We start from the raw sequence: 11617 nt of genomic DNA on the forward strand, positions 1-11617 counted from the left end.
ACGGGGGGAGAACGGGTTGTCCGACGGTGCTCAGAGCGCTGTCTCCATGTGGTCGTTGACCCAGCGGGCGAAGTCGGCCTCGCGGACCCGGATCTGCGCGTTCGGGAGCACCAGACAGGGGGGCGCCTTGTGCGCTTGGCGCCAGTCATAGAAGGTCGAGCGTGAGATGCCGAGGCGCGCGTAGATCTCTGGCACGGTCAGCAGGTGCTCGGCCGGTGTCTGCTGTGGCCCGTTGTTCGCGTTTGTTCGAACGTCCATGTCCTCGAGGTGTATAGACGCCGCCATTGCCGGCCTGGTCGACATCGTCATGCCGAGACCGATCGAACGGTGGCGATCTCTTAGAACCGCGGAGCAGGACCCGGATCGCGGGTGGCGGCCCGGTGGACGAGTGCCGCGTGGAGATCAGCGCGGCCAGACCCCGGCGTGGCTGGCGACTGGTGCTCGCGGGGCAGGAGGCTGCGCGCGGTCCCGATTAGGTCGCGATGACGGCTGGGGCCGACTGGGATCAGCTTGTCCCGAGCCGTGGCGGCGATCTCGCCTTCCTCGGCCGGTCGGGGGGCCGGGACGCGCTGGGCGAACGCGCCCTGGGCGATACCTTCCTCGACGATGTCGGCGATGCACCGATCCAGACGATCGAAGAGCAGCTGGAAGCCGCCCGCCACCCTGGGCTCGACGACGGTGTCTACTGGCAGACCCCTGAGTCTGGCGACGGCGTAGGCGCCCTCCGCGGCCGCGGCCCCGCCGCCGGCCCCGAGGAGGCCGCTGATACCGCGGAACTGCCGCTGCAACTCGGCATAGGTGTCGCTGCGAGCCTTCCAGCGGTCGGCGAGCCGGCCGTCGATCCTTGCCGCGTGGGGCACAAGGTGATGCGACAGGAGGCGTTGAGAGTCGATCACGTACCGCAGGTTGACCACGCTGGGCAGCGATGACCCGAGCTTGACCACGACGTTGTGCTCGGCCTGGAGCACTCCAAGGATGCCCGGCCTCGGTGGACCTGAGATCGGCTTGACTCGAGGGCGCCAACCGAGCCGGTCCACGGTGTAGTCCGCCTGGCCGAGGCTCACGTCCATCGCCGCGGCGAGCGCCGCCCAGCCGAGACGACCGCTCTTTGCCAGGTACTGCCACTCGGGGGTGTTGCGGTGGCGCTGGTCGAGCACGACCAGCGCCTGGACGATCGCGGCGACGTCCGCCACGACGGCCTGGGCCTGCGGCGCGGTCATGGTCGATGCGATGGCAGGTGCCGTGTCGTGTTCGGCCAGGGCGGCGGCCCGCGCGACCTGACGCCACAGATCGACCTGCGGAGGTCCGGTGGGACTGGTGAGCTGCTCGAGCGACGCCGCCGGTGCCGTGTCCTCGGCGAGAGCGAGGTCGACCGAGCGGGCCAGCTCCCCGGCCGGCGAGGCGCTCTGGCCGATGGCAGCGTCGCGGAACGGGTTGGCCCGCGCAGGCGGCTGGTTGGAGAAGGTCAGAGGCCTGACCGAGTCCAGGGCCTGGCTGCACCAAGCCAAGACGAGGTGGCGGTACCGGCGGATCTGGTAACCCGCCTCGGCTCGCTGCGCCGGCGATCCGCCGAGCCCTTGCTGCACGCGGTGCTGCCGCAGCAGCTCGGCCAAGGCGGCGCGCATCGCGGCACCGGTCTCGGCGTACATCAGCCGCGTCCCTGCCCGGATTCTGCGGTGTGCGCATCGAGGAGCCTCCAACAGAGGAGCTCGACGCTGAGCGGATCGACGCCGTGCCTCGTCAGGCTCGCGATTGCCACGAGGGCGAACTCGAACCAGAGACTCCTGTCGCTGGTGAGCGCGTCGGGGACGATGTCGGGGCTCTGGTCGCCGTGGAGGCGGTCGAGCTCGATGAGGACGTGCTCGTAGGCCGAGGCCACGTCCAGGTCGTCGGTCTGGTCCGCGAGCGCGACCACATAGGTACGAGCCAGGGCCAGAGCGCGTGCGTGTCCCCGCTGCATGGTGACCTCCCAAGGACTTGGCTGCATGGTGCGGCCGGGTCAGTCCAGATGCGTCACGTCCCGGACTCGTCCGGTGGACAGACCGCATCGATCGACGCGTTGAAGCCCGTCCCTGGCTCAGCCGAGAAGCTGCTGATCGGCGATCGCCTGGGTACGTCGGCGCCGGAGCACGTCGGCGCGCACGAACTCCTCAAAGTCGACCGCCCGATCCCCGATCTCAACTTCCCCGCTCGGCATCTCGGTGCGTTCGCCGGGCCACGTGCTCTGCCGGGTCGGGCGGTCCCGGTCGAGCCTGGTCCCGCAGATGGACACCCACTCCCGCAGTCGATGCCGCGCGTCCGCAAAGTCGCGCATCCACGCGATCGGGGCCGACGGCGAGGCGACCTCGTCGAAGCACGCAAGGAAGTGCAGGTGGAGAGCCGAGAGCTCCCAGATCAACTCATCGTGACGGTGCCAGTACGGCGGCACGACAGCGGGAGAGAGCCCGAACGCGGTCTTGAGCCACAGCACGAACCGATCCAGGTCCCGCCACTCCGCGTCAGCCTGATCGGCCTCGAGGAGATTCCAGTTGATCGGACCAGGCGGAACGTCGCGCTCCACCATGACCGACATCACCAGCACCGGTCTCAGAACCCGATGGCCGGATCGGGCGGCTGCGGAGCCGCAGGAGATGCCGTGGGCGCGAGCCGTCGCCGCTGAACCTCGTACGCGGTCTTGTTGACGTTGTGCCCGATCTTGCGAGCCACGAACTCCTCCTTGATCACGCTCCCGCCATCGCGCTCGACCTCGTACTCGTGGACATAGCCGCTGGCCACGAACGAGTCGCCCTTGCGGAACCGCGCGAACAGCTCCCGCGCGGTGCTCTCGAACGCGGCCATGTCGTGGAAGGTCGGATCGAGTCTCGTGAAGCTCCCGTCGACCTCCTTACGCCACTGCTCGACCCCAACCCGGAGACGAACGTACTCCGCGCCAGCGCTCGTGAAGTGCAGGTCCGGATCAGTGGCGAGGAAGCCAACGAGGCTCATCTGAGTGGGGATGGACATGTGCGCTCCTAGACTCGCGCGGCCCTCGGCGAAGCCGCTCTCACTGTCAGGTGTGCTCGCCGAGACACCGCATCGCGGAGTTCCGCGAGGTGCGCCGCCGGGAATCACCCAGGCATGGCCGGAGAGCCGGAGCCCCAGTGGATCACGCACGCGGAAGCTGCAGCGATCGTCGGCTGCAGCCTGCGGACCATCGCTCGACGCCAGCGTCGGGTGACATTGCTCGCCGACACACGGCTGACCGCAAGGTCCCGTCCCTTAACCGCGCGTCGGTCGAGGCCTTCGCCGGGAGGGTGGAAGCGCGAACAACACGGTAAGCAGCAGAAGGCGACTCAGTCGCCGCATCGGGGCGGTCCGCCCGACGATGGCGACGTCTGGCTCGATTCCATCACCGCCGGCTTGGTGGTGGGTGTCAGCACGCAGTATCTCGGACGTCTGACACGCCAGGGTCGGCTGCCCGCCGCGCGCGATAGCGGCAAGCGGAAGTGGTGGTACCGCCGGAGCCACATCGAGGCGTACGCCGCCGCCCGAGCGTTGGCCAGCCGGCGCGACAAGGTGTCAGCGTGATCCATCCGCGGCGGTATGACGCGCTATTACGTCACCGGTCGGAGTGCGTCGTGCGGTTAGATGGAGCACTTGGGGGATTCGATATCCCGTCCGCGTAGACCGCGAGCCACAGGTTGCGGTTCGCTTTGGGCGGCCGTGCGGGAATGTCATGCCCGCTATGTGCCTACCGATAACGAGCTGCGGGCAGTCGTCTGCGCTCCCGGACCCCACTGATCAAACCCCAGGCTGCGAGGCCAACCGCGAATGCAATAAGCGCCGCTCCGGTCACGTAGAAGCAACGCGCGAGGGTTTGAGAAAAGGATTCGATACTGCTCACGACGTAGCCGCCCGCCGACACCGAAAGAGCCGTGAGGCTGACGTAAATGGCAGTGACGGCGAACGGGCCAAGATCAGCTTGACCCTTCCACCCTCGAACAAGGAGAAGGTTCTCCCACACAAGCGGATAGGTGTCGAACATGTGAGCAACATGGTCGGGGTCGGCGGACACCTCCACGCCAGTGCCTAGAGTTGCGCGAACAAGCGAGTCTTCGCGCTCACGTAGATATCGCGCAGCACGCAACATGCGGGCGACTTCACTAAGCCAGAAGGCAAATGCTGCGACCAGAATCAATGGCACAACGGTGGTAAGAGCAACGGCGACGGCCAGTTTAAACTCGCGGGTCGGCTCGTCGCGTGCGAACCCGGTAATGGGGCTCTTCACAGTTGAGGGTGTAGGGCTCTTCACAGTTGAGGGTGTAGGGAGCTGGGGTCTGAATGAACCCGCTGGTCTCGAGCAGCGGTCGAGCGGTCTGGTTGGCTGGGGGCGTGCCGAAGAAGAAGCGGAAGAGGAAGAGCGGCGTGTCCAGGGCCGGTGCGGACCTGGCGTTGCTCCAGACGCTGATGGCGAATGCCGGCCGCGATATGTTCGCGGGGATGTTCGATGAGCCGACGCCGGAGGTGCGGGAGGTGCCGGAGCGGACGCGGGGCTTCCGGGTGCGGGTCGACCTGATGTACGCCAAGCCGCCGATCTGGCGTCGTCTCGACCTGCCCGGCGACCTCATGCTCGACGAGTTGCATGACGTGCTGCAGGTCGCGATGGGCTGGGAGGACGGCCATCTGCACAAGTTCGGTGTCGGCGTGGACCGGCGTACTCGTGCCTACTTCGTCACTGGATTCGATCTCAGCGAAGGCGACGAAGGCGTCGCCGAAGACGACGTCCGGCTCGACCAGGTGGTGTCTGCCAAGGGCGACCGGCTCTTCTATGACTACGACTTCGGCGACGGATGGGAGCACGTGCTGGTGGTCGAAGAAGTTCTCGACGATCCGCCACCGGCTCCGGTCTGCCTGAAGGGCAAGATGGCCTGCCCGCCGGAGGACTGCGGCGGCCTGGGCGGCTACGAGGAGCTCGCCGATTGGGTTCGTGGCGGATACGACCCGCGGGCGACGCCCATGGGGCTCGGTGCTGAGGAGATGCGGGACTGGCTGCCCCAGGACTGGCAGCCGGACCGTTTCTCGGTGGAGGAGACCAACGACGCCCTGGCCGCTCTGACTGTGGGTTGAGGGCTCTTCACTGCTGAGGGTGAAGGAGCTGGGGTCTGAAGCCGCCGGTCTCGAGCAGCGATCGGGCGATGTAGTTGGTCAGGTTGCGGAACCCGAGCGCGGAGCCGCGCAGGTGCTCGAGCCGTCCGTTGATCGCCTCGGTCGGGCCGTTGGATGTGCCGGGCCGGCCGAAGTAGGCCAGCACGTCGGCGGCGCGCTTCTTGAGCGTTCGGCCCAGCGTGACGAGCTCGGTAAGGACCTTCGGGACACCGGCGCTGAGGGAGTCGATGAGCTTGACCATCAGCTCGCGGCCACGACGGCGGTCCTCTTCGCGGTAGGCGGTGATCATGCGCTGGTAGATGCCCCAGGTGGCTTCGACCTCGACGTGGGCCTCGTCGGCGAACAGCGCTCTCAGGCGGGCGGCTTGCTTGTCGGTGAGGAGGTCTGTGCCGGTGTGCAGGGTGCGGCGTGCGGAGTAGAGCGGGTCGCCCTTGTGGCCGCGGTGGCCGTGGATCGCCAACTGGACCCGGCGGCGGCACTCGTCGAGTGCCTGCCCGGCAAGGCGGACGACGTGGAAGGGGTCCATGACCGCGACGGACTCGGGGAGTTCCTCGGCGGCGGCGGTCTTGAAGCCGGTGAACCCGTCCATCGCGACGACCTCGACGGCGTTGCGCCACGCGTCGGGACGTTCGTGGAGCCAGGTCTTGAAAGCCTGCTTCGAGCGGCCCTCGACCATGTCCAGCAGTCGCGCTGGTCCGGTGCCGTCGCGGATCCCGGTGAGGTCGATGATCACGGTGACGTACTTGTCGCCGCGCCGAGTGTGTCTCCAGACGTGCTCGTCGACGCCGATCGCGGTGACGCCGTCGAACCTGTTGGTGTCATCGATCAGGACCCGCTTGCCTTCGGCCAGGACCGCGTCGTTGGCGGTGTTCCAGGCGACCCCGAGGCCTTCAGCGACGCGGGCGACGGTCAGGTGCTGGACCACGATCGCCTCCAGCGCCCAACGCAGCCCGCGGCGCGACAGCTTCGCCCGCGGCTCTGCCGCGGCCGTGGTGTCTTAGCGCCACACATGCCCGCAGCCGGTGCAGCGGTAGCGACGCACGACGACCTCCAGCATCGTCGGGCGCCAGCCGAGCGGTTCGTGCGCCAACCGCCGCACCACGGTGTCGCGGGGGCCTCCTTGGCAGCCGCAACGACGACACCACTGATCCGGCTCGACGACCCGGCAGGCGATCACCGCGCGGTCGGGTTCGACGCGCTGCCCGGTGGCTTCAAGACCGAGCTCGTCGAGTCGGCAGAACGTGGTCAGGTCGGGGCAGGCGAAGCCCACGGTCGGGGTAGCGTCGTGCACGTCGAGGTCTTTCGGATGGACGGCGTAGGAACCTCCATCGTCGGGAGACCTCGACCCCTATCCAGCCACCGACGCGCCAGCAACTGCAGCGACGTGCGCTACACCCTCAACTGTGAAGAGCCGGTTTTCCGGGGTCTCGCATGATCGATCGCGCGGTTGAAGCGACGCTGAGACGTAGCTGCTTTGCGGCTCCCCTCTGTTGTCAACCGGGGCTCTGAAGCGGTGAAGTGTCGTGACTCTTCCTGGGGCGGGGTGGGGCGGCGTAGCGTCGTTGGTGCGGGTCCGGGAGTGGCTGATCCGAAGTGTCGATGTGCGGGTGAGAGTCGGCCGCGCTGGATGTGAGTGACGCCCCGCAGTGCCCTCCCGGGTCCGCGCTTTCGTCACGTAGGGCGTCGGCGACGAGTTGTCGGTAGATGGCATCGGAGATGTGAAGCGCCCCAGGTTTGATGCCGCATCCTTTTGAGTTGGAAGGATGCATGTCATGCCGAAGAAGATCGATCCCGCGGTCAAGGAGCGGTGCGTGCGGCAGGTGCTGGAGCACTTGCCTGAGTACTCCTCGTTGACCGCGGCTGCCGAGGTTGTCGCTCGCCGCGAGGGGCTCGGCAAGGAGACCGTGCGGCGCTGGGTGGTCCAGGCCCAGATCGACGGCGGACAGCGCCAGGGCGCGACGAGTGAGGAACTGGCTGAGATCCGGGAGTTGAAAGCCAAGGTGCGCCGGCTCGAGGAAGACAACGAGGTCCTGCGTCGGGCCTCGATTTTCTTCGCGGGGGAACTCGACCCCCGCAATCGCTGATCGTCGCGTTCATCGACGAGCTGCGGGCCGAGGGCCGCGCGGTCGAGTCGATCTGCCGGGTCCTGCGCGAGCAGGGCTGCCAGATCGCCGCGCGGACCTATCGCGAGTGGGCACGAGCCAACCAGGTCGTCGCCCCTCGAACCATGCGCGACGCCGTCGTGGTCAACCAGGTCCGGGACCTAGTCTGGAAGGTCGACCCTGAGGGCGTGCGACGGATGACCCCCGAGGGCCTTTACGGGCGTCGGAAGATGACCGCGCTCGTGCGCCGCACGACGCCATTCGCCTCCCCGGGCAGCGTGGACCGGGCGATGAGATCGCTGGGCCTGCAAGGGATCCGACGCTCGAAGGGGATCCGGACCACGATCCCGGCCAAAGACGGCAACCGGGCCGGCGACCTGCTGGATCGCGACTTCACCGCCGAAGCCCCGAACCGGACGTGGGTCATGGACTTCACCTACGTCCGCACCTGGGCCGGGTTCGTCTACGTCGCGTTCATCCTCGATGTCTTCGCCCAGAAGATCGTCGCCTGGAACGTCGCGCCCACCAAGGCCGTCGAGCTGGTCGACGCGCCGCTGCGGATGGCGCTATGGCAACGCGCCCGTGAAGGCCGCCCCGTGGTCCGGGGCGAGCTCATCGGTCACGCCGACGCGGGGTCGCAATACACCTCGATCACCTTCACCGAGCATCTCGCCGATGAGGGCATCAGACCTTCGATCGGGACGGTGGCCGATGCGTACGACAACGCGCTGATGGAGTGCGTGATCGGCCTGTTCAAGACCGAGTGCATCCGCACCACGGTCTTCCATGCCAGGCCCTACCGAACCATCGGCGACGTCGAGTACGCCACCGCCGGCTGGGTCGACTGGTACAACAATCGACGCCTGCACAGCTCGCTTGGGATGATGACCCCGGTCGAGTTCGAGCAAGCCCACTACGCGGCCCTCAACCGAGAGCCGCAACCCGTATAGGAGCGGCAGAAGACCTGGGGCGCTTCAGGGTGCCACTCGTCCCCCATGCAGAATTTTCGCGCTTCGGCCCAAGCGCTGTTGTGCGGGACGATACCTCTACCGAGCAGCGATCTTCAGAGATCGGCGCTGGAGGTGCGGTCGCGGCTAACTGGGCGGGATGCTCCACATCTCTGGATTCGGGTTTTCGGCCGAACCAGCGGTGAGAGATGCCGGGTTGAGGCGTCCGGAAGGTGCCGGTTGTGGTCGGCTGTGGGTGAGTGCCTGTGTCGAATACGTGCGGAAGTTCGGTGCGACGCTGTGTCTGCGCAGGTCAGGTCGCTGGGCCATGCGGACTGTAAATCCGTCGGCTTTGCCTTCGAAGGTTCGAATCCTTCACCTGCCACTCAACAAGCCTTGTTGAGGCGCCGGACCCCCCACCAATCGGTGGGGGTCTCGTGCTTTCGCAGAAGATTCCGTCGCCTTCGGGCATCCTTGCCCGTCGCGCGCAGCGACTGGGGGGCCAGCTCGAGCCGGCCGGGGTGGCCGTCGTCCGGGGACAACCCGGCCTCGGCGTGACCGAGGCGATCGACGGCGCTGCGCGACGCCACCGGCCTCGCCTTCTAGGACGCGGAAGTGCGCGCCGCCATCAAGGCGCCGGGACCGGGTTGCCGCAGGAGGGGAGCCCAAGGCGGCGGCGCGTGTCGTCGTGGGGGTGTACCTGCGCCGCGGGCGTGGACGCTCACCGGGCAGGCACCCAACGGTTGATGACGGCGGCGACGACCTCTTTGCTGATCGGCTTCGAGACGTAGTCGTCCATGCCGGCGGCGAGGCATCTCTCGCGGTCCCCCGCGATGGCGCCGGCGGTCATCGCGATGATGGGTGTCCGGGGTCCGCCGGCTTCGCGGCGGCGGATCTCGGCGGTGGCCTGGTAGCCGTCAAGGCGTGGCATCTGGACATCCATGAGCACCGCGACGTACGACGCCCGTTCGAGCGCGTCCAGCGCCTCGATGCCGTCGCCGACGCAGTCGACGGTGTATCCGAGGTGCTCGAGGACCCCGGTGGCGACCAACTGGTTGATCTCGTCGTCCTCGACCACCAGGACCCGTCCGCGATGGGTGCCGGCCGGCTCGGCGGGCGTCCCCGGACTGACCCGGGTGCTGCCGGCCAGGTCCTCCAGGGTTCCGCGCAGCCGCGAGAGCTGCACGGGCTTGGTCAGGCTGGCGGCGATCCCGGCGGCACGGGCTTCCGCCTGGCTGACGTCGGGGCCGGAGGTGAGCAGCACTAGCCCGGTCGAAGCCAGGTCCGGAGCCGCCGAGACGCGCCGGGCGAGCTCGAGCCCGTCCATCGAGGGCATGCGGAGGTCCAGCACCGCGAGGTCGAACGGACGGCTCGCGCGCGTGGCCTCGTCGAGCAGTGACAGGGCGCGGGCGCCGCTGTCGACCGCCTCGACCGAGATGCCCCAGGCGGAGAGCTGGTCGTGCAGGATCATCCGGTTGGTCCGGTTGTCGTCGACGACGAGCGCGCGCAGGCCGCTCAGCAGCTCGGTCGACCGCGGCGGTCCGATGGCCGGGTCGGCGGCGGGCTCGAGCGGGAGGGTGAACCAGAACGTGCTGCCGTGGTCGGGGCGGCTGTCGACACCGATGGTGCCGCCCATGGCCGTGACGAGCTCGCGGCAGATGGCCAGCCCGAGTCCCGTGCCGCCGTACCTTCGGGTGGTGGAGGAGTCGACCTGGGAGAACGCCTCGAACAACCGCGGTCGGTCCTCTGTGGCGATCCCGATGCCGGTGTCGGCCACCTCGAACCGCACGACAACGCCGGCGAACGTCTGTTCCTCGAGCTCGGCGCGCACCACGACCTCGCCCGACGCGGTGAACTTCACGGCGTTGCCCGCGAGATTGAGCAACACCTGTCGCAGCCGGTGCGGGTCACCCCGCAACCCGGCCGGCAGCTCGGGGGAGCAGTACGCCAGCAGCTCCAGTCCCTTCTCCTGTGCGGACTCGGCGACCAGCTCGGCCACCTCCTCGACGACCCGGACGAGGTCGAAGTCGATGGTCTCCAGCTCGAGGCGTCCGGCCTCGACCTTCGAGAAGTCGAGGACGTCGTTGATCACCGTGAGCAGGTTGTCGCCGGCGCTGCGCAGACCCTGGGCGTACTGCCGCTGCCGCTCGTCCAGCTCCGTCGTCAGCAGCAGCCCGGTCAGGCCGAGGACGCCGTTCATCGGAGTGCGGACCTCGTGGCTCATCGTGGCCAGGAACGCCGACTTGGCCTGGGAGCCCGCCAGAGCGAGGTCACGTGCCTCGGCGAGCTCCGTACGGGCGCGGCTCTCCGACCTCAGCAGGCGGGCCGTGCGGACGAACGCGAACGCCGCGAGGAGCGTCATCTCGACTGCGCTGTGGACCGGGTGCACGTGGTGGCCGGACAGGGCATTGACGATGATGAACGCCGGAGGGACGAACAGCGGCAGGATCGCGATCCCGAGCTTCCGGAGCGACGAGGGGGCCGCCGCCCCGGTCGCACCTTCGGGCACCGGCGAGGTCTCGCCCCGCCAGATCGAGGTCGCCATCAGCACGCCGCCGACCATCCAGCCGGCGTCGAGGAACGCGAACCATCCGCCCGACACCGTGACCAGCATGTAGCCGAAGTCGGAGACAAGCCAGCAGCCGACGCCGACGGTGAAGCTCGCGCCCAGGGGCTCGCGCGTGAGTCGAGCCGAGCGGGCGCGCAGCGCCAGCACCAGCAGCACGGCGTCGGCCAGGGGGTAGAACGCGAGCACAACCCGGGTGAGCGGTGCGACCGGCGAGTCCTCCACGATGCCGTGGATCGAGATGCCCCAGAACACCGTCACGGTCACCACGACCACGGTTAGCGCGTCGATGAGGGCGTCCACGTCGGCTCGGGCCGCCCGTCCGCGACCCACCAGGGTGACCAGCGTGAGCGCCACGCCGAGACCGAGATAGCCGGCCACGAAGGCGAGGTCGGCCAGCGACACCTCCGGATCGCGTCCGGTCCAGGCGTAGACCTGCCAGAGCAGGTGCCCGATCGAGGCCGCGGTCAGCGCGGCCGCAAGGGAGGCGGGAACCAGTCGCTCCCCGGGGCCGGCCCGGGCCGTGCCGAGCCAGGCGACGACCGGCGCGATCCAGATCCCGAGCAAGTACGCGATGTCGCCCACGACGCCGGGTACCAGCACGCGCGCCGCCACGAGAACGGCCATCAGCATCGTGAGCAGCACGAACGATCGGGACGGTCGGGTCAGCTGCACCTGGCCTCCTCGAACTGCGGATACAGTCGCAGGGCAAGTCCTCGCACCCAACGCACGAGCTTCCCCTTCCCCGGAGCCGCGAGGGCTGGCGCGTTCTGCTGTGCCAACCAGGTCCTACCGCGGCCAGGCCCAACCGGGCTCGTCGGTCCTGGCAGCGCGCCACCGAGAGACTAGCGAAAATT

General features: G+C 68.4%; 10 protein-coding genes, 1 tRNA gene and 1 pseudogene. 4 read left to right on the plus strand and 8 right to left on the minus strand.

What is annotated here, in order from left to right:
* Positions 1 to 30: 30 nt before the first annotated feature.
* From ACYQ0U_RS09085 to ACYQ0U_RS09105, 5 genes are all read right to left on the minus strand, one after another.
* The gene (locus ACYQ0U_RS09085) at positions 31 to 309 is read right to left on the minus strand and encodes a helix-turn-helix transcriptional regulator (protein ID WP_459971843.1); all 279 of its coding nucleotides are present in this window, start codon (positions 307 to 309) and stop codon (positions 31 to 33) included.
* Positions 310 to 338: 29 nt separating this feature from the next.
* Complete coding sequence (locus tag ACYQ0U_RS09090; RefSeq protein WP_459971845.1) at positions 339 to 1649, minus strand: hypothetical protein; 1311 nt, start codon at positions 1647 to 1649, stop codon at positions 339 to 341.
* Positions 1649 to 1960, minus strand: a complete 312-nt coding sequence (locus ACYQ0U_RS09095; RefSeq protein ID WP_459971847.1) for a hypothetical protein — start codon at positions 1958 to 1960, stop codon at positions 1649 to 1651. The genes ACYQ0U_RS09090 and ACYQ0U_RS09095 overlap by 1 nt, the downstream gene beginning before the upstream one ends.
* A 117-nt stretch (positions 1961 to 2077) precedes the next feature.
* Positions 2078 to 2572, minus strand: coding sequence for a hypothetical protein (locus ACYQ0U_RS09100; protein WP_459971873.1), 495 nt, complete (start codon positions 2570 to 2572; stop codon positions 2078 to 2080).
* 14 nt (positions 2573 to 2586) lie between these two features.
* Complete coding sequence (locus ACYQ0U_RS09105; RefSeq protein WP_459971849.1) at positions 2587 to 3003, minus strand: single-stranded DNA-binding protein; 417 nt, start codon at positions 3001 to 3003, stop codon at positions 2587 to 2589.
* A gap of 114 nt (positions 3004 to 3117) precedes the next feature.
* On the opposite strand from ACYQ0U_RS09105, the gene ACYQ0U_RS09110 reads away from it, so the two are divergent.
* Complete coding sequence (locus tag ACYQ0U_RS09110; RefSeq protein WP_459971851.1) at positions 3118 to 3567, plus strand: helix-turn-helix domain-containing protein; 450 nt, start codon at positions 3118 to 3120, stop codon at positions 3565 to 3567.
* Positions 3568 to 3730: 163 nt separating this feature from the next.
* Here the strand turns inward: ACYQ0U_RS09110 and ACYQ0U_RS09115 are convergent, their stop codons facing one another.
* The gene (locus ACYQ0U_RS09115; RefSeq protein ID WP_459971853.1) at positions 3731 to 4267 is read right to left on the minus strand and encodes a hypothetical protein; all 537 of its coding nucleotides are present in this window, start codon (positions 4265 to 4267) and stop codon (positions 3731 to 3733) included.
* A 104-nt stretch (positions 4268 to 4371) separates the two neighbouring features.
* On the opposite strand from ACYQ0U_RS09115, the gene ACYQ0U_RS09120 reads away from it, so the two are divergent.
* Complete coding sequence (locus ACYQ0U_RS09120) at positions 4372 to 5106, plus strand: plasmid pRiA4b ORF-3 family protein (RefSeq protein ID WP_459971855.1); 735 nt, start codon at positions 4372 to 4374, stop codon at positions 5104 to 5106.
* Between the two features lie 7 nt (positions 5107 to 5113).
* Here the strand turns inward: ACYQ0U_RS09120 and ACYQ0U_RS09125 are convergent.
* Positions 5114 to 6436, minus strand: a pseudogene (locus ACYQ0U_RS09125) (ISL3 family transposase).
* A gap of 481 nt (positions 6437 to 6917) precedes the next feature.
* Between ACYQ0U_RS09125 and ACYQ0U_RS09130 the strand changes: the two are divergent.
* Together ACYQ0U_RS09130 and ACYQ0U_RS09135 are read left to right on the plus strand one after the other, a co-directional pair.
* A protein-coding gene (locus ACYQ0U_RS09130; protein ID WP_459971857.1) for an IS3 family transposase occupies positions 6918 to 8197 on the plus strand; the annotation gives its coding sequence in 2 pieces (ribosomal slippage) (positions 6918 to 7191 and positions 7191 to 8197; 1281 coding nt in all).
* A 305-nt stretch (positions 8198 to 8502) separates the two neighbouring features.
* Positions 8503 to 8579, plus strand: a tRNA-OTHER gene (locus ACYQ0U_RS09135).
* A gap of 336 nt (positions 8580 to 8915) precedes the next feature.
* Here the strand turns inward: ACYQ0U_RS09135 and ACYQ0U_RS09140 are convergent.
* Positions 8916 to 11435 carry a response regulator gene (locus ACYQ0U_RS09140; protein WP_459971859.1) on the minus strand — a complete coding sequence of 840 codons (2520 nt, stop codon included), beginning with the start codon at positions 11433 to 11435 and terminating at the stop codon, positions 8916 to 8918.
* Positions 11436 to 11617: the final 182 nt, after the last annotated feature.

This window comes from Nocardioides pyridinolyticus, assembly GCF_054653575.1.